Source organism: Collinsella sp. An271, from assembly GCF_002159695.1.
Taxonomy (GTDB): Bacteria; Actinomycetota; Coriobacteriia; order Coriobacteriales; family Coriobacteriaceae; genus Collinsella; species Collinsella ihumii.
The window spans coordinates 331,824-354,470 of record NZ_NFJE01000001.1 but is presented as its reverse complement, the minus strand read 5'-3'; the positions used below and the strand labels follow the sequence as shown (position 1 = coordinate 354,470).

The 22,647-nt window shown below is 63.1% G+C and carries 19 protein-coding genes and 1 riboswitch; of the genes, 9 read left to right on the top strand and 10 right to left on the bottom strand.

The features are described 5' to 3' along the window. Positions 1 to 27 precede the first annotated feature (27 nt). From dapB to B5F74_RS01490, 3 genes are read right to left on the bottom strand one after another with little or no spacing between them, the layout of a single operon-like run. A complete protein-coding gene (gene dapB / locus B5F74_RS01500) occupies positions 28 to 768 on the bottom strand; it encodes a 4-hydroxy-tetrahydrodipicolinate reductase (protein WP_239283311.1) in 741 nt (246 codons plus the stop codon). Beyond that, positions 761 to 1,651, bottom strand: a complete 891-nt coding sequence (dapA, locus tag B5F74_RS01495; protein ID WP_087199409.1) for a 4-hydroxy-tetrahydrodipicolinate synthase — start codon at positions 1,649 to 1,651, stop codon at positions 761 to 763. The genes dapB and dapA overlap by 8 nt, the downstream gene beginning before the upstream one ends. A gap of 47 nt (positions 1,652 to 1,698) precedes the next feature. Beyond that, positions 1,699 to 3,018: a diaminopimelate decarboxylase gene (locus tag B5F74_RS01490; protein WP_087199407.1), complete on the bottom strand. Its 1,320-nt coding sequence runs from the start codon at positions 3,016 to 3,018 to the stop codon at positions 1,699 to 1,701. A 5-nt stretch (positions 3,019 to 3,023) separates the two neighbouring features. Continuing rightward, positions 3,024 to 3,195: riboswitch (Lysine riboswitch) on the bottom strand. A gap of 255 nt (positions 3,196 to 3,450) precedes the next feature. Here B5F74_RS01490 and B5F74_RS01485 point away from each other — a divergent pair. From B5F74_RS01485 to B5F74_RS01470, 4 genes are all read left to right on the top strand, one after another. Next, positions 3,451 to 4,641: an amidohydrolase gene (locus B5F74_RS01485; protein ID WP_087199405.1), complete on the top strand. Its 1,191-nt coding sequence runs from the start codon at positions 3,451 to 3,453 to the stop codon at positions 4,639 to 4,641. 117 nt (positions 4,642 to 4,758) lie between these two features. Further along, complete coding sequence (locus B5F74_RS01480) at positions 4,759 to 5,253, top strand: AAA family ATPase (protein WP_087199403.1); 495 nt, start codon at positions 4,759 to 4,761, stop codon at positions 5,251 to 5,253. A gap of 666 nt (positions 5,254 to 5,919) precedes the next feature. Continuing rightward, positions 5,920 to 6,339, top strand: coding sequence for a transcriptional regulator (locus B5F74_RS01475; protein ID WP_087199401.1), 420 nt, complete (start codon positions 5,920 to 5,922; stop codon positions 6,337 to 6,339). A 95-nt stretch (positions 6,340 to 6,434) separates the two neighbouring features. After that, positions 6,435 to 7,772 (top strand): serine/threonine-protein kinase, encoded by a 1,338-nt coding sequence (locus B5F74_RS01470; protein WP_087199399.1) that lies wholly within the window; start codon positions 6,435 to 6,437, stop codon positions 7,770 to 7,772. A gap of 371 nt (positions 7,773 to 8,143) precedes the next feature. On the opposite strand, the gene B5F74_RS01465 is transcribed toward B5F74_RS01470, so the two are convergent. The 7 genes from B5F74_RS01465 to B5F74_RS01435 all read right to left on the bottom strand — a co-directional run bounded on the left by B5F74_RS01465 (position 8,144) and on the right by B5F74_RS01435 (position 14,813). After that, a complete protein-coding gene (locus tag B5F74_RS01465; RefSeq protein ID WP_239283310.1) occupies positions 8,144 to 9,199 on the bottom strand; it encodes a hypothetical protein in 1,056 nt (351 codons plus the stop codon). A gap of 385 nt (positions 9,200 to 9,584) precedes the next feature. After that, positions 9,585 to 9,992 carry a GtrA family protein gene (locus B5F74_RS01460; protein ID WP_087199394.1) on the bottom strand — a complete coding sequence of 136 codons (408 nt, stop codon included), beginning with the start codon at positions 9,990 to 9,992 and terminating at the stop codon, positions 9,585 to 9,587. Between the two features lie 142 nt (positions 9,993 to 10,134). Next, positions 10,135 to 10,533, bottom strand: a complete 399-nt coding sequence (locus B5F74_RS01455) for a GtrA family protein (RefSeq protein ID WP_087199392.1) — start codon at positions 10,531 to 10,533, stop codon at positions 10,135 to 10,137. A gap of 139 nt (positions 10,534 to 10,672) precedes the next feature. After that, positions 10,673 to 12,586, bottom strand: a complete 1,914-nt coding sequence (locus tag B5F74_RS01450; RefSeq protein ID WP_087199390.1) for a fructose-1,6-bisphosphatase — start codon at positions 12,584 to 12,586, stop codon at positions 10,673 to 10,675. Positions 12,587 to 12,813: 227 nt separating this feature from the next. Next, positions 12,814 to 13,575, bottom strand: a complete 762-nt coding sequence (locus B5F74_RS01445; protein WP_066833449.1) for an ABC transporter ATP-binding protein — start codon at positions 13,573 to 13,575, stop codon at positions 12,814 to 12,816. A gap of 9 nt (positions 13,576 to 13,584) precedes the next feature. Continuing rightward, positions 13,585 to 14,415: an ABC transporter permease gene (locus B5F74_RS01440; RefSeq protein ID WP_087199388.1), complete on the bottom strand. Its 831-nt coding sequence runs from the start codon at positions 14,413 to 14,415 to the stop codon at positions 13,585 to 13,587. A gap of 188 nt (positions 14,416 to 14,603) precedes the next feature. Continuing rightward, a complete protein-coding gene (locus B5F74_RS01435; protein WP_066833443.1) occupies positions 14,604 to 14,813 on the bottom strand; it encodes a helix-turn-helix transcriptional regulator in 210 nt (69 codons plus the stop codon). 252 nt (positions 14,814 to 15,065) lie between these two features. Between B5F74_RS01435 and B5F74_RS01430 the strand changes: the two genes are divergently transcribed. The 5 genes from B5F74_RS01430 to B5F74_RS01410 all read left to right on the top strand — a co-directional run bounded on the left by B5F74_RS01430 (position 15,066) and on the right by B5F74_RS01410 (position 22,560). Then, entirely contained in the window at positions 15,066 to 16,637 is a 1,572-nt protein-coding gene (locus B5F74_RS01430; protein WP_087199387.1) for a hypothetical protein, read from the top strand. A 308-nt stretch (positions 16,638 to 16,945) separates the two neighbouring features. After that, on the top strand, positions 16,946 to 17,665 hold the full coding sequence (locus tag B5F74_RS01425) for a CHAP domain-containing protein (protein WP_087199384.1): 720 nt from the start codon (positions 16,946 to 16,948) through the stop codon (positions 17,663 to 17,665). Positions 17,666 to 17,743: 78 nt separating this feature from the next. After that, positions 17,744 to 19,168: a CHAP domain-containing protein gene (locus tag B5F74_RS01420; protein WP_087199382.1), complete on the top strand. Its 1,425-nt coding sequence runs from the start codon at positions 17,744 to 17,746 to the stop codon at positions 19,166 to 19,168. A gap of 157 nt (positions 19,169 to 19,325) precedes the next feature. Next, the gene (locus tag B5F74_RS01415; protein WP_158095658.1) at positions 19,326 to 21,569 is read left to right on the top strand and encodes a GH25 family lysozyme; all 2,244 of its coding nucleotides are present in this window, start codon (positions 19,326 to 19,328) and stop codon (positions 21,567 to 21,569) included. A 19-nt stretch (positions 21,570 to 21,588) separates the two neighbouring features. Next, complete coding sequence (locus B5F74_RS01410) at positions 21,589 to 22,560, top strand: glycosyltransferase family 2 protein (protein ID WP_087199378.1); 972 nt, start codon at positions 21,589 to 21,591, stop codon at positions 22,558 to 22,560. The last annotated feature ends 87 nt before the right edge of the window (positions 22,561 to 22,647 follow it).

Here is a 22,647-nt window from a genome sequence, read left to right as displayed (position 1 = left end):
GCGCGAAAGCAACCGATTGACGTATTCCTAGCCGAACATGATCTGGTCGAAGGTGTAGAACCCCGGGCCGCGCTGCACGAGTTTGGTCGCGGCGGCAAGCGCCCCGTTCACGAAGATCTGTCTGCTCGTGGCCCGGTGCGTGAGCGAGACCTCCTCGTCGGTTCCAAAGAAGCTGACGGTGTGGACGCCTGCGACCGTGCCCCCGCGCAGCGCGTGCACGCCGATCTCATGCGGGTCGCGCGCGCCGCACATGCCCTGTCGCCCGTAGACGGGGTGATAGGCCGGATCCGCCTTGGCCTCCTCGACGGCCTGCAGGAGCATGGTCGCGGTGCCGGACGGCGCGTCTGCCTTCTGGTTGTGGTGGCACTCGACGATCTCGACGTCGAAGCCCGGCAACTCGCGCGTCGCCTGCGCGCACAGATGGCGCAGCGCGGCGACGCCGATTGAGTAGTTGCCCGACCAAACGACCGGCACGCGTGTACCTAGCTCTTTGAGCTCGGCTAGCTGTTCGGTGGTATACCCTGTCGTTCCGCTGACCAGCGCGCAGCCGGTGCGCTGAACGTAGGACAGGACGGCGGGGAGCGTGGCCACGTTGGAGAAGTCGATCATGACGTCTGCCGGCGCGGCGGAATCGGCGGCATCGAGGTCGAAGCCGACCTGCGCGACAACGTCAAACAGCCACGCGCCGGTATCGTCGCTCATGGACTCGGCGGTGTTGCGGATGAGCGCGCCCATGCGGCCGGCCCCCATGATGGCGATTTTAAGCAAGAAGACCAGCTCCCTTCATGGCCTCTACGAGCTGCGCCCGGTTGGCATCGGCCATCGGAACGAGCGGCAGGCGGTAGTTGGCCTCGCACATGCCGAGCTGCGCGCAGGCTTCCTTGACGGGAATGGGGTTGACCTCGCAGAACAGTGCATGTACGAGCGGCAGGCCTTCAACTTGGATGCTGCGTGCGCGGGCAGTGTCTCCCGTGAGGAACGCGCGGACCATGTCGTGGACGAGCGTGGGCTGGACGTTTGCCCACACCGAGATCACGCCCGAGGCGCCGAGGCTCATGAGCGGCACGACCATGTCGTCGTTACCCGAGTACATCTTGAAGTCGGGACCCAGGCAGTGCGCGATGTCGCTCGCATAGGCGATGGAGCCGCTCGCCTCCTTGATGCCCATGATGTTGGGGTGCTCGGCGAGCCGCTCGACGTTGCGCACGCTGATGGAGCAACCGGTCCGGCCGGGGACGTTGTACATGATGCACGGAATGTCCACCGCGTCCGCAACGGTCTTGAAGTGCTGGTAGATGCCCTCTTCGTTGCTCTTGTTGTAATACGGCGTGATAAGAAGCAGACCGTCGGCGCCGAGCCGCTGGTACATGAGGCTCTTCTCGAGCATGGTCTGGGTGCAGTTGGAGCCCGAGCCCGCGATGACGGGGATGCGTCCCGCGGCATGCTCGACGACGAAGCGGACGACGTCGTTGTCCTCCTCGTGCGTCATGGTCGAGCTCTCACCCGTCGTTCCGAGCGGCAGCAGGGCGTCGGTGCCTGCATCGATGTGAAACTCGATCAGCTTTTCGAGCGAATCGTAGTCGACGCTGCCGTCTGCGTTGAACGGGGTGATCAGGGCGACGATGGATCCCTGCAGATTCCTGATGTCCATGGTATCTCCCTTCAGATGGTGGATGTACGGAGTCGGCACGCGTTCGGTCAGCTATCGCTCGCGTGTTGTGCTCGCGTCCGCTCGATGAGCGCACGTCCGACGGGCAGCACGTCGAGCGTGGAGAAGTAGTCGGCCGGCGTTTCGGCGCGACGGATGAGCTCGTAGGTGCCGTCGCCGTGCAGCAGGATCTCGGCGCTGCGCAGGCGGCCGTTGTAGTTGTATCCCATGGAGTGACCGTGCGCCCCGGTGTCGTGGATGACGAGCAGGTCCCCCGTCTCGATCTCGGGCAGCTCGCGGTCGTGCGCGAACTTGTCGTTGTTCTCGCACAGGTTCCCGACGACGTCGTAGGTGCGGCTTGCCGGCATCCGGCTTTTGTCGGGACCGCCCTGCTGTCCCATGACCGTGATGTGGTGATAGGCGTCGTACATGGCGGGGCGGATGAGGTTGCACGCGTTGGCGTCGACGCCGATATAGTCTTTGTAGATATGCTTCTCGTGGATCGCGCGCGTGACGAGGCAGCCGTACGGCCCCATCATGAAGCGCCCCATCTCGGCGCACAGCGCGACGTCGTCCATGCCGGCGGGGACGAGCACCTCCTCGTACGCCCGGCGCACCCCCTCGCCGATGGCGCGGATGTCGCAGGGCTCCTCATCGGGGCGGTAGGGGATGCCCACGCCGCCCGACAGGTTGATGAAGCCGATGCGCACGCCGGTCTCGCGCGCGATGTCGACCGCGAGCTCGAACAGGATGCGCGCGAGGGCGGGATAGTACTCGTTGCCGTGCGTGTTGCTCGCCAGAAACGCGTGCAGGCCGAACGTCTTGGCGCCGCGCTCGGCGAGCATGCGGTAGGCTTGCGCGAGCTGCTCGCGCGTCATGCCGTATTTCGAGTCGCCCGGGTTGTCCATGATGCCGTTTGCCAGGCGAAACAGCCCGCCCGGATTGAAGCGGCAGCTCACGGTCTCGGGGATGGGCCCGGCGACCCGCTCGAAGAAATCGATATGCGAGATGTCGTCGAAATTGACGATGGCGCCGAGGTCGCGCGCCAGGCGGAAATCGGCCGCGGGCGTGTCGTTGGAGGAGAACATGATGTCGCTCCCCCCGATCCCGAGTGCGTCGGCGATCATGAGCTCCGTGTCGCTCGAGCAGTCGCATCCGAAGCCGTAGTCGCGCAGGATCGAAATGAGGGCGGGATTGGGATTCGCCTTGACGGCGAAGTACTCCTTGAACCCGGGGTTCCACGAAAAGGCGTCGAGTACCGCCTCGGCATTTGCGCGGATGCCCGCCTCGTCATACAGGTGAAAGGGTGTGGGAACGTGATCGGCGATATCGACGAGCCGGTCTTTCGATACAAACGGATGCTTAGGCATTGCCCCTCCTTGATAGCGCTCCTGCAAGATTCGTGCAGACAGTCCCGCAGGTGTTCCCTGCGGTCCCACCCGATCGCGCCGCGCCCGGCGGTCGAGTTCGGCGGGGTTGCCTTCGCGCGGGGTCATCGCCTGCCGGCTACCTCGCGCATCTTCGCGCCCGCTACCTCTATCGAATGGCGGCATGCTATCACGAAGCCACTTTGCCTTACAAGAGCAAATGCTGCGACGATACACGTTGGAAACCTTGCTCTTGCGCCTGCGCACGGCCAGCCGTTCAAAGACGGGCGCTTTGAGCTGCATCGGGGCGGCGCGGGGGAGCGGGAATGCATCTTTGCGCCGTCTCGGGAGGGGCGGGCAGGCGAAGGATGCGGGCGGATGCGATCTTCGGCGTATACTGGAGGGCGTGAGCGCCCTGTGATTCGGAGGTCAGCCATGCTCGAACTTGATACCGACGCCGCGTTGGCCGAGCTCGTCCGGCACCGCCGCGAGCTGCACCGCATTCCGGAGTTGGATTTCTGCCTGCCCGAGACCATCGCCTATATCGAGCGCGTGCTCGAGCCGCTGAGCTGCACGGTGATCCATCCGTGCGACGGATGCGTCTGCGCGCTGTTCGACACGGGCTCGGTGCGCACCGTCGCCATCCGGGCCGATATGGATGCACTGCCCATCGCGGAGGCGACCGGCGTCCCGTTTGCGTCTGCACATGAGGGGCGCATGCACGCATGCGGCCACGATGCCCATATGGCCATGGTCCTGACGCTGGCGGGGTGGCTCGACCGGGTGGTCCGCGAGCGGCCGGGCGCGTTGTCGCGCAACGTGCTGCTCGTGTTCCAGCCGGCGGAGGAGACGACGGGGGGCGCGGCGCGCGTATGCGCCTCGGGTGTGTTCGAGCGCTATCAAGTCGAGCGCATCTTCGGTTTCCACGTGTGGCCGGACCTCCCCTGGGGGTCTTTGGCATCGCGCCCCGGTCCCCTGCTTGCGCGGGCGAGCGAGGTGCACATCTCCATACACGGGCAGAGCACGCACATTGCCAAAACCTTCGGCTTGACTGTCGAGGAGACGCACGACGCCGCTCTCGCGGCTGCGCGGTTTCTGGTTGCGGAACGCTGGCTTGTACGCAAGCTTGGCCAGGACGAGCCCATCGTTGCCCACTTCGGCCTTCTGCAGGCGGGAACGGTCTGCAACGCGGTGGCAGGGGAAGCTGTGCTCGCGGGCAGCCTGCGCGTGTTTTCCGACGAGATGTTCGAGCGGGCGAAAGAGGAGCTCACGCGCACCCTGGACGAGGCCTGCTCGTCGTGCGGGTGCACCTACGACATCGATATCGCGGAGGGCTATCCGCCGGTCACCAACGACGACGCCCTGTTCGAGCGCGCCGCGACCGTCCTGCCCGAGCTGCAGCGCATCGACGAGCCGCTGCTCATCGCCGAGGACTTCGCGTTCTACCAGTGCCAAATCCCCGGCGTGTTCTTCCTGCTCGGCGTCGGCGCGCCGCAAGACGAGCGGGCCGCATGCGGCGATCTGGGCCATGCGACCACGGCGCTCCATACCGATGCGTTCATGTTCGACGAGCGCGTGCTGCTGGAGGGCCTCTCCGTCTACCGTCGTCTGGTCGCGCTCCCGTAGCGCGGCGGGAGCAAGGTAGCGCGGGCGGCCCTACCATACATGTAAGATTGCAACGCGCTGAGGACGGCTTCTTTCTCACGGCAGCTGGCTTTGGATATATATGCTGGGTGGTCACCTATGAAGAGACTGTTCATCATCGGCGGAACCATGGGGGTCGGAAAGAGCACCGTCTGCCAGGAATTGAAGACGATGCTGCCCAGCAGCGTATTCCTCGACGGCGATTGGTGCTGGGACTCTAGCCCGTTTCAGGTCACCGACGAGACGAAGGCCATGGTCATCCGGAACATCTGCGCCGTGCTCAACAACTTTCTCGCATGCTCTGCCTACGAAAACGTCATCTTTTGCTGGGTCATGCACGAGCAGTCCATCATCGACGACATCGTCTCCCGGCTGGACACCGCGGGCTGTCATGTTGTAACGGTCTCGCTCGTCTGCTCGGAACAGGAGCTTGTCTCACGCTTGCGCAAGGATGTGGTGGCGGGCACGCGCGCTCCGGATGTAATCGAGCGGAGCCTGCAGCGCCTTCCCCTGTATCGGAAGCTGAATACCATGAAGGTGGACACCTCGGGACTGAGCGCGACGGAGGTGGCGCGGGAAATAGCCGCGCTGTAGGGGATGCGCCCGATTAGGCCGCCGGCGAGGGCCTGCTGCCTTCGATCCGCTCCCCGCGGGGCGTGCAAAACATGTATATCGAGTTTGGTGCGATTTTTCGGTGCCCCCTGCTCACATGCGCTGCACCCCTCAGCATTTGCCCAGTTGTTTCCTGCGGAAATGCTGAGGGATATAGCGGCTGTGGGGAAAGCAGCCTCAAAAATCGCACCAAACTCAGCCTACTCTCCCTGTGGGTTTTGCCCGAAGCGGATATTTATGCAGTTTCGTGACAGGAATATACGTTTTGAGGGCTGCGTTGACCTTTCCTGGTGGTTTTCTGTCCGTGTGATGACGTGGGCCTGAAGACCGCGTGGTACATGCGCGTCTGCGGGCGCACCCGCCGCGAGGGTGCATCCAGGAGGGTGGGCGGGGAGGTCGTCCAGGGGGACGAGGCATTCATCCCCGAGGGCGCCTCTGGGAACCGCTCCCGCAATCCGCCCCGCCGATCCGGAATAATCTGAATCATTGGCCAACATAATGCGTTTTCGCGCCGACTGTTATCAAGGAGCGCGCGAACTCATCCCCATAGCTCCCAGCTAAGGAAATCCATCCGCATTTTTGAGATAGTTGTCAGCGTGTCCGCGGGGGATACATGAGATGATCGATGTCGATGCGTAGGAGGATCCCATGGCTGAGCGTTTGACCGAGGAAGTGCTGCAGGAGCTGCTCGACGCGCCGAGCATCGACTCGTTTATCGCGGAGCATGATTTTCCATCTTGCACGCTTTCCGAGTATCTCCAGCATCTGCTTGAGAAGAAGCATCTTGAGCGCGCACGGGTGGTCCGCATGGCCGATCTGAACGAGACCTTCGGGTACCAGATATTCACGGGCGCGCGCAATCCGAGCCGCAACAAGGTGCTGCAGATCGCATTCGCCATGGCTTTATCGCTGCGAGAGACGAACCGGGCGCTTACCGCCGCCGGTGTGAGCACCCTCACCTGCAAGAGCCGGCGCGACGCCATCATCATCTTCTGCATCGACCACGGTTGTTCGCTGCAGAAGGTCAACGAGGAACTGTTCCGCTTGGGCGAGGAAACGGTCTGCTGACGTCCCCGGTTTTTAGGGACAGTCCCCGGAATTTCACTGCAGTGAAATTCCGGGGACTGTCCCTAAAAACCGGTCGGCTTGGTACGATTCTGCGTATGGATACGCATGGCAACATAGAGAGGTCTCACGACGTGAGCGGCGAGCTCGACGCCCATCTGTCGGCGCTCGCGCGCGCAGATTCCTGGCGCGTGGAGCGGCGTCTCAAGGAAACGGAGTTCGAGACGACCGATGTGGTCTTCTTCGAAGGAGTCCGCGGTGGTGAGCTCGGGCCGTTCGTCCGCAAGCGGATTAACTGCTCCGCCGGCGTCGGCTCGGCGTACGAGGAGCTCATGAGGGCGCAGCGCGCAGGCATGCGGCTTCTGGCGGTGCCGCACCTGGTGGAGTGCACGCGCGTCGGCGACACGCTGACGGTTGTCATGGAGTATGTATCCGGGCCCACGCTGCAGCACCTGGTGGAGGAGCGAGGCGGCTCCCTCGAGCTTGCGGCCTCACTGTTTCCTGCGCTATGCGACGCGGTGGCTTCGTTGCACGAAGGTTTCACCCCGCCGCTTATCCATCGCGACCTGAAGCCATCGAACGTCATCGTGCGGGGCGGGCGGCCCGTCATCATCGATTTCGGTATCGCTCGCTTGTGGCGTGCCGATGCGGAGGCGGACACGACGCATTTCGGGACGCGCTCCTATGCGCCGCCCGAGCAGTTCGGGTTCGGCCAGACCGATGTGCGCAGCGACGTGTACGCACTCGGCAAGCTGCTGCTGTTCTGTCTGACCGGGCAGAACCCTCATGATGCCCGCAACGAGGAGCAGTATGAGGCGCTGGGGGTCGAACGGCCGCTGGCACGCGTCATTGCGCGGGCGACGGCATTCGATCCCACGGATCGCTTCGGGGGCGTGCGGGAGATGAGGCTCGCATTCGAGCGGGCTGTTTCGGGCATCGTCCCTGCAGCCGAGGCCGCCGATGAGGGTACGGCTGCGGTGTCCGCGGGCGCGCATCGCGCAGCCTCTGATGCGCAGGGAGCTCTGAACGATGTTCCGCCGTTTGATTGGGAATATGGCCCTGTAGGCTCCGAAGCCCAATCTGCCGGCGCGGCCGTCTTGCACGAGGAGAGCATCGGTCGCCCCAAGCGATCGCCGAAGTTCATCAAAAACATCGTGCTGATCGCGCTGTACGCGGTGTTTGTCCTCGGTTGCATCATGGCCATCGTCGATCCGAACGAGCAGGATCGAGGCTTTCCCCTCTGGTATCTCGTCATGGAGTACCTGTCCGTTGCGGCGCTGGTCGGATCGGTGGTCGCGCTGCTACTGAACAAGCCCGCGCTCGCCGTGTGGATTCCTCGCCTCGACATGAAGCGGCTTCGTCTGGCGAGCGTCATCGCGCTCATCACGTCCGTTGTGGTGTTCGCCGCAGCGGGCCAGCTGGCAGGGGCGCTGTAGGGAGGCGGTTGCGGCCGCGATGAGACAGGGAAGACCGCTTTCCTCGCGGGCTCCGCGTGCTTGGCCTCCGTAGGTGCGTTCCGTCTCCGTCGGGAGCATCCTGTGGTGCAAAGTGGCTAAAAAGTTCTATTCTGCTGTTCCGAGATCCCTCTGAACGCGACTGGCACCCGCATATGAGGTGCATATCCGTTCGATTGAGCCCGATTCGGATCGTTTTTGACCTCATGCGGGGACATCTAAACCAGATAAAACCATCAAGACGGCTAAACCGGACGCTGACAACAGATTGACCTGACAGCAAATCAGAACTTTTTAGCCACAATCGGCGAACGGCATAAGAAAAGCCCCTCCGAAGAGGGGCTTGCAAGCATCTAGATGAAGTTCATCTGTCCGCCGACGGTGTTGTACCAGTGCTGCCATGTGGGCGGGCAGTAGGTCTGGGCGGCCTTCGGCGTCAGGGTCGCACCGTAGTTCTTTGCCAAGAACGCGACGTGGGCGGTGATCGACTCCTCCCAGCTGCCGAACTGACGGCTGGTCATCCAGCCCCAGGCGTTGTAGTCGCGGAAGCAGTAGGCGCCCATGGAGCTCTCGGTGCACGCGATGGCGGGGGACCAGCGGGGGTCGACGCCGTTATCCCAGGCAGCCGCGGCAAACACGCTGCCATAGCCGGCAAGCGGGCTTCCGGACAGATAGGCGTCGATGCGCTGGGTCCACTCGGCGATGAACTCGTCGCGGCTCATGTTCCAGTCCACTGCGCCGGCCACGACGGTCGAGGCCGTCTGGCCGGATTGGTTGGCGGTATTGCTGGCGTTGCCGCCGTCGACGCCGGTGCCGGACGCAGCGGACGTGTCGCCGGCGAGCAGGGCGAGCTCCTCGGCGGCCTCGCGCTCGGCCTTGGCCTGAGCCTCGCTGCGGAGCTTCTGCGCCTCCTCGAGCGCCTCAGCCGCGCGCTTCTGCTCCTCTTCAGCCTGGGCTTTCGCGTGCGTGAGCTCTGCCTTCTTCTCCTCGAGCTCCGCCTCGATGTCGTTCAGGCGCTGGATGTCCTGGTTGCTCGACTCCTGGATCTGGTCCATATAGGCGAGCGTGGAGATGGCGTCATCGAACGACGTCGTGCCCAGCACGACGCTCAGCAGCGTGTTCGCGGTCGTGCGATACTTGTACTGCGAGCGCATGGCATCGGCGGCCTTCGAGCGCAGGGCGGGAAGCTGCGCCTCGATGTCGGCGATGGCGGCTTCGTTCTCCTCGATTCGCTTCTGCAGGTCCTCGAGGTTCTTCTGGGTCTCTTCGTAGGCCTTGGTGGTCTCCTCTACGCGTTGCTGCGTCTCGTTCAGCTGTGTTTGGGTTTCGTTTGAGACGGCATAGGCAGCAACAGGGGAGACGACCGGCGCCGCCGCGAACGCAACGGCAAGAGCTGCACACGTGATCATGCGCGCGGGCCTCTTCATCACGAAAGAGATTCGAGAGCAATCGGTTCGCATACACAGCCTCTAAAATAGTCGTACCTTACTGTTACCGTGATTATACGGCATGGTTCGAGTTCAACTTGAACCTTAGACCTCTTTAAGGGTCAAGTTGAAGGTTTAGGATTGGCTTGTAGCTGGGCATATGCAGAATTGTTAAGAAACTTTGGAGTTTCAAGTTCACCTTGAGGGTTAGGGTCGCGTGCGCGATCGCGCTCGCTACCTGCGAAATGTCTGCAGCGGCAGACGGGCCGTTTCACAGGGCGGAAGGGGTCCGGGCGGCACGGTGCCATGAAAAACCGCCGCCTGCGAACGGTGGCAGACGGCGGTTGGCGAGATCGGGCGTGTCGGGCTAGGCGTGCCCGCCGCTCAGGAACTTGCGGCGGCTGAAGTAGTTGTACCAGGTCACCATGAAGGTCGAGATGAGCTTCATGGCCTGATAGCCGATGCTCAAAAAGGCGACGCCGACGAACATGAACAGGTCGGTGAGACCCAGACCGATGGCGGAGAGCACGGCGAAGATCGTGAATTCGCGCTTGCGCGACATGTCCTCGCGGCGGTCGAACACGTAGCGGATGCTGAGGATGTAGTTGACGATGACCGACACGATGAACGAGACCGTGGTCCCGACGAGAACATCGATATGCAGGAGCTCGACCAGCGCCAACAGCAGGACGTAGTCCACGCCGAGAGAGGTGAAGCCCACGAGCGCGAACTTGGTGAACTGCTGGACGTTGGGATTTGAAAGCGCCTTGCGCACGAAGCCTCCTTTATGCGAACGCGCGACGGATCGCATTCCGTCGCGCGTTCAATGTTGCGTCTGCCATACTCTAGGGCAAGCGTCAGCGGAATGTAAGCGCTTTGTCAAAACGATATCAAGTCCGCAGAACGTTGCCACATATTTAGGAGCTCTGCGTACCGCCGTCGAGGAAGATCTTGCGGGAAACGAAGTTCCAGACCATGACGACCGCGGTGGCGAGCACCTTGACGATGCGGTAGTCGACAGGCGTCATCTCCGTGCCGACCCACATGAGTGCGTCGTTGATGGCAAGGCCGATGACGGACAGGACGATGAAGATGACGAATTCGCGCTGCCGGCTCATGCCCTCGCGGTGGCTGAAGACGTAGCGCATGCTTGCGAGATAGTTGAAGATGACCGATACGGTGAACGAGACGGTCGCCGAGGCGACCGGGTTGATGCCGAAGACCTCGGTCAAGAAGATCATGACGCCGAAGTCGATAACCGTGGCGATGACGCCCACGACGCCGAACTTCATGATCTGGGCGAGCAGATGCTTCATGCGATGACCTTCCTCACGTATGCGAGCTGCCATTGTATACCACCGGTGCCGCGAATCGCGCCGATTGCATACAGGCTGCATAGGGGGCATGCATATCAGGTGCGTTTCCGATGTGCATGCCCCTGCACGGGGGTCGGCGTTACTTGGAGGAGTGCTCCGGGATGACGCCTGTGCGGTACGCCTCGAGCAGCTGGCGCAGGTCGTTGATCTGCTCGCGGATCTCCTGGCCGGTGTCGGTGTCCGAAACCATCACGCGGCGCTGCGCGACGTCGATGAAGGTCGTCTCGCTCTGGATGTCGGCGTTGCGGGTCAGCGCCTCCTCCACGCTCTTGAACGCCTCATGCGCCTTCAGGCGCACGCCGCGCGAGCTCGCGATCAGGGTGTAGCCGGCGATGCCGGTTTTGGGATGGTATGCCCTGCAGAACCCGCCGTCGATGACCACGAGGCGCCCGTCGGCGCGTAGCGGGGATTCGCCCTCGATGGTCTTCACCGGCGTGTGCCCGTTGATGATGTGGCCGCTTCCGGGGATGAGCCCGAACTCGCGCATGATGGAATCGCAGGCGGACACGTCCTTCGTCAGCTCGAAGTAGGGGTCCATCGGTTCGGCCCAGGTCGACTGGTCGGCGATGTAGGAGCGCTCGAACGTCTTGACCACGCGGCCGGACATGGGGGAGCGGTGGCCGACCCACAGGTACCACAGCCAGTCCATGGCCTTGGGGTCGCGGGTGCGCCATGCGCGGCGGGCGACGTCGTCGCAGAAATCCATGTAGTCGCGGCCCGCGCGCCAGGTCCCCATGCAGTTCACGCTGGCGAAGGTCCCGTCCTCGCACATGGGCACACAGCCGTGGAACAGCAGGTTGCCGTTGCGAACGAGGTAGACCGAGCCGTGGCGGTACAGGAAGTCGATATGGCACTGCAGGTGGTCGGCGTTCGTGAACTCGTAGATCAGCTTGTTCAGGATCTTCTGCTCGTCCTCGGTGAGCGCGTAGGGATGCTCGGGGTCCAAGGTGGGGAAGTCGGATGTGACGAGTGGGTATGAGACGCCCTCGATCGCGACGGTGCCGGCATCGAGATCGATCTTGTCCAGCAGCAGGCGGTCCTCCATGTCGAACTCGGGATGGCGCTGGATGATCTGGCCCTCGAGCTTGAACAGCAAGACGTTGATCGCCTTCATGAGCGGGCTGATGCTCTCGCCGTCGTTATAGGTGGCTTCGGCGAAGCTCACCAGCTGGCGCAGGGAGATGCCGTAGTCGTTCTCGAGGATCTCGTAGTTGTTGTAGCGCAGGTTGTTGCGCAGGACGGTCACGATGCAGGCGGGAACGCCGCAGGCGGCGCCCATCCACAGCACATCGTGGTTGCCCCATTGGATGTCGGTGCGCTGATGGGTGCAGTGCAGCAGCCGGTCGATGATCTTGGCGGCGCCGCCACCGCGGTCGAAGATGTCGCCGACCAGGTGGATGTGGTCCACGGCGAGCACCTTGATAAGCTCTGCCAGCGAGAAGATGAAGTCCTCGGTCGAGTCCGTCTCCAGGATGGAGTCGATGATGCGCTCGTGATAGCGCACGCGGTAGTTGTTCTCGTCGGGATGGGTGTGCATGAGCTCGTCGATGATGTAGGCGAAGTCGTGGGGGATGGCCTTGCGGACCTTGGAGCGCGTGTAGCGGCTCGAAAGACGGCGCGTCACCGCGATGAGCTGGTCGAGCATGCGCTTGTACCACGAGGGGGAGTCCTGATGGGCGGCGCGCACGAGGGCGAGCTTCTCATGCGGGTAGTAGATCAGCGTGCACAGGTCACCCTTCTCCTGATGCGTCAGCGTGTCGCCGAAGACCTCGTCGACATGTTCGCGGATAACGCCGGAGCAGTTGTTGAGGATGTGCAGGAACGCCTCGTATTCGCCGTGAAGGTCGCTCATGAAATGCTCGGTGCCCTTGGGCAGGTTGAGGATGGCCTGCAGGTTGATGATCTCCGAGAACACGGCCTGCTGGTTGGGGAACTGGTTGGAAAGGAGGGTGAGATACTTCATCGTCTGCTCAGAACGGTCGCCGGAAACCATGGAAGGAGCCTCCTCGAGGTCACTTTATATTACGTATTGCTGAGTAGAGTATGCCCGAGCGATGTTGAGACAATGTGTACGTTTGCGGTTCTATCGGCAGACGGACGAAACCGACCGGTCGTCCAAGGAATGGGTCGACGTGCGCTTCCCGAAAACCAGGAAGGCCCCTTATGCAGCCCGTGCGAGCTGCATAAGGGGCCGAGCGCCGCGATACCGCCGGCAGACAATCAGTTGAATTGGTTGCGGTACGCCTCGCAGACCTCGTTGACGGGGCCGTCCATGCGCAGGTCGCCCTTCTCGATCCAGATGGCGCGCTGGCAGATGCGCTCGACCTGCGAGATCGAGTGCGACACGAACAGGACCGTGACGTCGCCGGACTCGATGAAGCGCTGGATGCGCCGCTCGCATTTCTCCTGGAAGAACACGTCGCCCACCGACAGGGTCTCGTCGACGATGAGGATGTCGGGCTCGGTGATGGTGGCGATAGCGAACGCGATGCGCGCCGTCATGCCGGAGGAGAAGTTCTTGAGCGGCATGTCCATGAAGTCCTGCAGCTCGGCGAACTCGATGATGCCCTCGAGGTTGTCGTCGATGAACTCCTTGGTGTATCCCAGCAGAGAGCCGTTCAGGTAGATGTTCTCGCGGGCGGTGAGCTCGGGGTCAAAGCCCGCGCCCAGCTCGATGAGCGGGGCGATGTTGCCGCGGACGACGCACGCGCCCTCGCTCGGCTCCAGCACGCCGGCGATGATCTTCAGCATGGTGGATTTGCCCGAGCCGTTGGTACCCACAAGGCCCACCACCTCGCCGCGGCGAACCTTGAACGAGATGTTTTTCAGCGCGCGGAACTCCTTGAAGAACAGCTCGCGGCGGATGAGCTTGATGAAGTACTCCTTGAGGTTGGTGAGGGATTCGGACGCCATGTTGAAGATCATGGTGACGTCGTTGACCTCGATGGCGTACTCGGAGGTCTCGTTCACAGATGAAGCCATGAGGGATCCTTAGATGTAGAGGATGAACTTGTGCTCGAACTTGTGGAAGACGGCGTAGCCGATGACGATCATCACGATGGCCCAGCCCGCGCACATGGCGATCGTGATGGGCTCGGGGTTCGTCTGCCACAGGAAGATCTGGCGCATGAAGTTCAGGTAGTTGTACATCGGGTTGCCGTACATGAGGACCTGCACCACGGAGGGCATGGCGTGGATGTAGTCGTCGGTCCAGAAGATGGGCGTGAAGTAGGTCCACGCGGTGATGACGACGCTCCACAGGTGCATGATGTCGCGGAAGAAGACGGTGAGCGCCGACAGCATGAGGCCGAGGCCCATGCAGAACAGCATCAGCAGCACCAGGCCGACCGGCAGCCAGATGAGGTGCCACGTGGGCATGACGCGGAACCACAGCATGACGAGGGCGACCGCGACGAGCGAGAAGCCGAAGTTCACGAGCGAGAAGAGGACCTTCTGCACGGGGAACACGTAGCGGTGGACCTTCACCTTCTTCAGCAGCGACGAGTTGTCGATGATCGACATGAGCGCCTGCGAGGTCGAGTCCGACATCACGGCGAAGGTGACGTTGCCCACGATGAGGTAGAGCGGGTACATCTCGGGGGAGACCGAGCCGTTGCGGCCCTGTGCGAAGATGGTCGAGAACACGACGGCCATGACGATCATCATGAGCAGCGGGTTCAGGACGCTCCAGACCACGCCGAGCGCGCTACGGCGATACTTGCGCTTGAAGTCGCGCGTCACGAGCTGCCTGAGGATAAAAGCGTCTTTTTGGACATCGGTCTTGGCGTGCGTCGCCTTGAGCGTCTTGAGAGGTTCAGCCACGAATGTGCTCCTCGAGCAATCGGTGCGGGATACGTCAAAGGGTCATGGTAGCACAGGCCCTGCTTGGGCACGGGATTTGCACGAGGCGCTCCGACGCTTTCCATAAGGCGGCGTGCGAAGGCGATCGATCGTCGGTTTTCTCTATATTGAAGGGTGGAACGGGAGCGGATGCGTGCGACCGTCCCGGGCTATTGCAAAAGCTCCCAGGCTTCGACTTCGAGTCCCTTGGCAAGGCGATCGAGCGTTTCGAGCGTGATGTTCTGATCACCCTGCTCGATGGCGATCAGGATCGGCCTGCTGATGCCAACCATCAGGGCGAGGCGAGTCTGCGACAGCTCTGCGCGCTGCCGAGCCGACCTCACGTTTCGACCGAGTTTTATCTGAAGCTCTTTGCACATGGTTTCGATTGTGCATACCTGTAAAGGAGAGCTGTAAACTATAGTTTACAAACACAAGTTCGTGTACGGTGATTAACTGGTTCAAGCTGCGAAAACAGGGCTAAATGCATTCTTCGAGCTATTAGGTAGACGGTAGACGAGCCGGCGTAGAGCCGCTCGCCCGTCCGCGGGAGGCGAGGGGGTCGCAAGCGGTACGGATGCTATACTTGCTGTGTCCGTAATTTGCGGCTGGACTAAGAGGAAGGAGTCCATATGCGCAAGACGCAGACAGCCACGAAACGCTTGGTCGCAAAAGCGTCCCGTGCGCTCGTCGCGATTTCCGTCGCGGCGTGCACCGTCATGGGCACCGCGGGTGTCGCGGTGGCCGAGGATTACCCCGACATCCTGCTGGCGAGCTTCTTCAACAGCGCGGCCGACAAGAGCGACACGCTCTACACGTCGGTCGACGGCAAGAACTTCCAGAAGATCGGCGTGGCGTATCAAGACAGCTCTCCGAACAGCACCTCGGACCAATGGGTGACGACGACGCCCTACTACGTCTCGACGTTGAGCGACCCGAGCATCATCTACCACAACGAGTGGTTCTACATGCTCTCCGGATTCACCGATCACAATGCGTGCCCGGGCAAGTTCATCCCCATGATCGGCTACTCCAAGGACCTGGTGAACTGGGCATACCCCAACAGCGGCAGCAGCACCAACGTGTCGCTCGATCCGATCCCCAACAGCTCGCTCGGCAGCAAGTTCGACATCGTCGCGCCTGAGTTCTTCCAGACCAGCTCCGGTGACGTGTACATCACGTTTAGTGCCGGCTACTACGGGGACTTCCACGGCGACCTGCACAACGACACGATGTATCCCTACATCGTGAAGCTCGACTACCTCGAGCCGGGTACGCAGACGCCTGAGTCCAACCCGGGCGCTGCGCCCAAGACGTCGTACGGCACCGCCGTTCGCATCAACCTTCCGGAATCGAGCTCCAACCGTATCGACGGCTCGTTCTACGAGGAGAACGGCACGTACTACTACATCATCAAGAAGGACGGCGTCACCAACGAGATCTGGTCCATCAAGGACATGAGCCAGGTTTCCAACCCGAACGCGTGGACCAAGGTCTGCGCCAACGCGCTCACCGGCTTCGAGGGCCCCTCGCTCGTCAAGTTCAACGGCCAGTACTGGCTCTACACCGACAAGCTCGCCGACTATCCGGCGGGCAGCGCGGACGGCAAGAACGGCATCTTCGTCCAGCAGTCCTCGAGCCTCTCCGGCGGCTGGTGGGGCAACGACCGCATCGGCACGAAGAACCTCGACGGCCGCGACATCCCCAACCGCCACGGCACCGTCATCGTGATCACCGACCCCACGGCCAAGAAGGTCGTGTGGGAGGCGCGCGCCAAGGCGGGCTTCGTGTATGAGGCCGGCAAGGACGGCGTCGAGGAGAAGGTCGTCAACGGCGTCACGGAGAAGTACTTCTGGGAGAACGGCGTCATGGCGCAGTCCAAGGAGGCTTTCGTCGATGGCGCGTGGCGCTGGTACGACTCCGACGGAACCATGGCGTTCTCCAAGGATGCCTATCTGCCCTCGAGCGGCGGCAAGTGGGTCCGCTACAACGAGAAGGGCGAGATGATCAAGGGCGAGGACTACCGCTACGGTGGCTGGTACTACTTCGACCCGATCACGGGCGCCATGTGCAAGGGCTGGCGCACGCTGCCCGATGGCCGTCGTGTCTACTACGACGATGTGACCGGCCAGATGGTGCACGGCTGGCGCAATATCGGCGGTCGCAACTACCACTTCAACGAGGTGACCGGTGCGCTGATGTAGCGTATCGCCTGCAAGCAGCTGCAAAACGGGGCGTCCTTCGGGGCGCCCCGTTTCTTGTTCTCGGGTGCGTCCGCCGCCGCGCCAAACGCACCCGAATCAAGCGGATCAAACGTGCCTGTCCCTAAAAGTTCACCGAACCAAAGGTGCCTGTCCCTAAAAGTTCAGGCTGTCGATGCCGAGCGGTGCCCTGGAACCCGAATGTTGCGCAACAGAGCGCCCCGATTTTTGTGTATACCTATCGAGTATGAACGCTTGGCCGCGAGGGGGTGAGTATAGTAATACATCGGCCACAAAGAGGGGGAGGTCCGATGCTGCAGGTTCGCTCGCGTCACGTTGCTATCCGTCTGCTTCTCGCCGCCGCGTGCGGATCGGCGGCGATCTTCGCTCCTGCTGTTGCCCGCGCGGGCACAGCGGAGACGACGGATCCCTCGCTGCGCTGCGAGATTGTCGAGGCGGCGCTTGAGGATATGGTTCCGGGTGCTCTCGCGAAGACGTCGCAGGGCGCCGACGCATCGATTTCGCGCGCGAGCGGTACGGCGCAGACTCCCTGCAGCAAAGATGTCGCCGTCGCGCGCCTGCTCGCCGTCGCCTCCTCGCAGGCGGGCATCACCGATGGCGATCGCTACCAGAACGCAGCCATCGAGGCGGGCTCCACCTTCAACGGCATGGGTCCGTGCACGGCATATGTATGGTGGTGCTTCAACGCGGCCGGCTTGAGCCCGTGCTTTATGGACGGCGCCGCCACGACGTACCCCCACGAGGTCCGCGACTGGTACGCCGCCCGCGATGCGTTCGAGCCCAAGGGCTCCTACACGCCGCAGCCGGGGGACATCTGGCTGACCGACAATCCGACCGGACGCCCGTTTCCCGAGGCGTCGGCCACCCATGCGGGCATCGTCGACCACGTGTCGGATGACGGGCAGACCATCTATTGCTGGGAGCACGTCAACGGATACGTGCATCTCGTCGCCGAGCGCGCAGACCATGAGACGCTGATCGGGTACGCGCGGCCCGATTTCGGATGCTGACATGCACGATCGCGCAGACGTCCCAAACGGGCCGTGCGCGGCGATTCAATAGGGAATGATCGAGGGGAAGGGAAGGACATGAACAAGACGGTGCGCAAGCTGGTTGTGTGCGCGCTGGTGGCGGCTACGGTCGCGTCGCCCGCCGCCGCACAGGCCGCTCCCGAGGAGCCGACGGATATCGAGTCGGTCCAAGCGGTTGCGGCCGATACCCAGCAGGCGATAGCGCCCGCGGCGGGAGAGGCTGCAGAAGACGCGCTTTCGGCTGAATCGACGGAAGGGCCCACGCAGGTCGAAGTCCTCGCAGACGACGAGGAGGACCTGCCCGTTGCCGGAGACGACGAGCCGACAGGTCCCGGCGACGATTCCGACGAGGATGTGGCGGGCCCCGATTACACCGGCTGGATCGACGAGGACGGCGTCCCATGCACGGTCGCCGATGCCGCCGGCTGGGTGGATGAGGGCGTGGCCGCCCGCTCGAAGTTCTTCTACGACTCGGCCACCAACGCCTGGTACTGGACCGAAGCCGACGGATCGGTGTCGCGCAACCACGACGCGTTCGTGCCGCTGGACAACTCGGTCGCCGGGACGGCGTGGGAGACCGCGACCGACGAGTGGCGTTCGGCCAACGGCAAATGGGTGCGCCTCGGCGCGGACGGCGCCATGGTCAAGGGCGTGAGCACGATCGGCGACGACCAGTGGTACTTCGATGAGGTCACGGGCGCCATGCAGTACGGCTTTCGCCTGGTGACCGACGGCGGCGGCGCGCGCTGGGTGTTCTACGACTACATCACCGGCAAGATGGCGCGCGGCGAGAAGGTCATCGACGGCAGCCACGGCGACGAGTCCGGCTGGATGTATTTCGATCCCGAGACCGGTGGGGCGACGTACGGCTGGTTCGAGCTTCCCGACGGCAATGGCGGCACGAAGTGGGTCTATTACGACGAGGTGACCGGGCGCATGCGCTACGGCAGCATCATGGTCGACGGCAAGCCCTGCTTCCTCGATCTCGTCACGGGCGCCAGGCAGGGGCGCGACGCCATGGTGAGCCGCCTGCTCGCCACCTGCGCGTCGCAAAACGGCATCACCGACGGCTACCGCTACCAGAACGCGGCCATCGACGCGGGCTCCACGTTCAACTACATGGGTCCGTGCACGGCCTACGTCTGGTGGTGCTTCAACGAGGCGGGCCTGAAGTACCAGTTCATGGACGGTGCCGCCACCACCTACCCGCACGATGTGCGCGACTGGTACACCGCGCGCGGCGCGTTTAGGGAAAAGGGCAGCTACACGCCGCAGCCGGGCGATATCTGGATCACTGACAACCCCGGCGGCCGCCCGTTCGCCGGCGCCTCCGCCACCCATGCGGGCATCGTCGACCATGTGTCGTCCGACGGCGTCTACATCTACTGCTGGGAGCATGTCAACGGATACGTGCACCTGGTGACCGAGCGCTACGACCACGGTACGCTCGTGGGCTACGCCTGCCCGTTCTACAACAGCTGATGACCTGCGCGCGGCCCGCGGCGATGCTGCTTGCGGGTCGCGCGCCTTCTTGCGTTCCGGTAAAGAATGCCGGGCGCGGTTGAGGCGCAAAAGCGCTTCGTGGTACGGTACTGGAAATGCGAATTCGCACATGCGATTCCGAATGAGAAAGGTCGCTATGCTTAGATTCCGTCGAACAATCGCCGTGGCGCTCACGACTGTGATGTGCTCGGTCTACGTGCTGCAGCCGCTGTCGATCTATGCGGACGTGGCGCTGCAGGAGGAGCCGGTCGCCGCCGATGCCGCAACGGCCGAGGGCGACGGCTCCGAGGATCAGGTCGCCGCAGATGAGGCTCAGGAGCCTTCTGCCGGGGACTCCGCGGCCGATGGGGCTGCCGACGCGAACGACGCGGCGGTTCTGCCCGAGTCTCCCGAGGAGGCCGACGCGGCGGACCCGAGCGCCGCGACCGAGGCGGAAGACGCCGATGCCGCGGGCGAGTCCGACCAATCCGAAGAGCTCACCCTCAACTCCTGGCGCTACGAGAACGGCCAGCTGCGCGAGGACCTCGAGGACGATGGCATCGCGCTGCTGTCCCTGTCGACGCTGCCCGAGGGCGCGACCGCGCAGGGCATCGACGTCAGCGAGTTCCAGGGCACGATCGATTGGGACAAGGTCAAGGCCGCCGGCGTCGACTACGCCATCATCCGCATCGGCTGGGGCAGCGAGCACACCGACGCCCAGTGGCGCCGCAACGTGCAGGAGTGCGAGCGCCTCGGCATCCCGTGGGGCGCCTACCTGTACAGCTACGCCGAGGATGCGTACGGCGCCACGCTCGAGGCGAACTTCACCATCGAGCAGCTTCGTGGCCTGACGCCCGACATGCCCATCTATTACGACCTCGAGGACAACTCCATCCTCTCCGGTGACACTGCGCACGACCAGGCCGCGATGGCCGAGGTCGCCTCGACCTGGTGCACCATGATCGAAGACGCCGGCTACACGCCGGGCGTGTACGCGAGCACGCGCTGGTGGAACAACTACCTCACCGACAGCTGTTTCGACCAGTGGCATCGCTGGGTCGCCCAGTACTACACCGTGTGCCAGTATGAGGGCGAGTACACCATGTGGCAGTACACGAGCTCCGGGCTGGTCGACGGCATCGTGGGCAACACCGGGAGCAACCCGAACGTCGACGTGAACTATTGGTACGGCGAGCCGCTGAGCGAGCCCGTGAGCGACTACACCGGCTGGGTCGACGCCGACGGCGAGGAGTGCGACGCCGCCCATGCGACCGGCTGGGTCGACGCCGGCTTCCCGGCCGCGAGCAAGTTCTTCTACGATCCCTCGACCGACGCCTGGTACTGGGCCGAGGCCGACGGCTCCATCGCCAAGAACCACGATGCTTTCGTGCCGCTGAACAACCAGGTCGCGGGCGATGCCTGGGAGAACGCCTCCACGAGCTGGCGCGTCAACAACGGCAAGTGGGTCCGCCTGGGTGCCGACGGCGCCATGATCAAAGGCGAGGACTACGTCGCCTCTGAGGACGCATGGTACTACTTCGACCTCGTGACCGGCGAGATGGCCCACGGGTTCCGCCTGGTGAGCGCCGACGGCGGCTCCAAGTGGGTGTTCTACGACTACACGACGGGCGTCATGGCCCACGGCGAGAAGTACGTCGACGACTCGCATGGTGATCAGGCCGGTTGGATGTATTTCGATGGGAACACCGGGGCCGTCGTGTACGGTTGGCTCGAGATCTCCGACGGCAACGGCGGCACCAAGTGGGTCTACTACGACGACGTCACGGGCCGCATGGTCTACGGCCGCCGCACGATCGACGGGTATTCGCGCTACTTCGATCCCTATACCGGCGCCTGCGACAAGATCGGCTACCAGAATCCGTCGCAGTACTTCCAGGTCAGCAGCCGCAACGTCACGCTGCCCGCCGCTGCTTACTCCACGCCCTACTCGTACGTGACCCCGTCGCGCATCGACGTGGACGCTTCGCGCCAGGACTGCGTGAACGCCATGGTCTCGCGCGCCTACGAGTACCTCGGGGCGCCGTACGTGTGGAACTACTCGCTGTCGCCGAGCCAGGGCGTCGACTGCTCCGGCCTGGTGATGCAGTGCCTGTTCGCCTGCGGCATGGACCTGGACGACTACAACCCCTATATGCACTGGTACGATCCGTGGCACGCTCACGACGCCAACAACATGGCCGCCGACGCCCGCTTCAAACATGTCTCTTTGAGTGAGCGTCAGCCCGGTGACTTGATTTTCTATCCCGGTCATGTTGCCATCTATGTCGGCAACGACAAGATCATCGAAGCCTACACGCCCGCGACGGGTGTCCGCATGGCGGGTACCTATTCCGGTGGCTTCACCGTCACCGCGGTCGCGCGCCCGCTGACCAACGCATAAAGGAGTACGTGCCCCGATTATGAACAAGCCCACCCTCTGCATCGTGATCCCGTGCTACAACGAGGAGGAGGTCCTCCCTCTGACGGCTCCCCGCTTCAAGGAGGAGCTCGAGCACCTGCAATCCCTCGGATACGTGGCGGACGATTCCCATATCCTGTTCGTCAACGATGGCAGCTCGGATGCGACGTGGAGCATCATCCAGTCGATGTCCGCGCAGGACGGCACGTTCAGGGGCATCTCGCTGTCGCGCAACCGCGGGCACCAGAACGCGCTGCTCGCAGGCCTGATGGAGTGCCGCGCGTTCTGCGACGTGTCCATCAGCATCGACTGCGACGGCCAGGACGACATCTCCGCGATGGACGAGATGGTGCGCGCCTACCTCGACGGGTGCGATGTGGTGTACGGTGTCCGCTCCTCGCGTGAGACCGACACGTTCTTCAAGCGCACGTCCGCGCAGGCGTTCTACAAGCTGATGAGCGGCATGGGGGTGGAGACCGTCTACAACCATGCCGACTACCGCCTGCTGTCGCGCCGGGTGCTCGACGAGCTCGCGAACTTCAAAGAGGTCAACCTCTTCTTGCGCGGTATGGTCCCGCTTGTCGGCTTCAAGTCCACGAGCGTGTACTACGAGCGCCACGAGCGCGTGGCGGGCCACAGCCACTATCCGCTGTCCAAGATGCTCGCGCTCGCCATGAACGGCATCACGAGCCTTTCGGTGAAGCCGATTCGCCTGATCACGGCGCTCGGCTTCATCGTGTCGTTCATCAGCTTCATCGGCGTGATCTGGGCCATCGTGGTGTCGATCATGGGCAACTCGGTTGCCGGCTGGGCGAGCATGGTGTCCATCGTGTGCTTCATCGGCGGCATCCAGCTGCTCGGCATCGGCATCGTCGGCGAGTACGTGGGCCGCATCTACCTCGAGAGCAAGCATCGTCCGCGCTTCATCATCGGTGAGCGCACCTACGACGAGGGTGAGCGCGCCGAGGACTAGAAGCGTCGAGTCGTCCGTTTCGCAACGGGGCTCAAGCGGCGTGTCGAGGGTTTTGAAGGGACCCGCGGCGCGCAGCTTGAGCCCCGT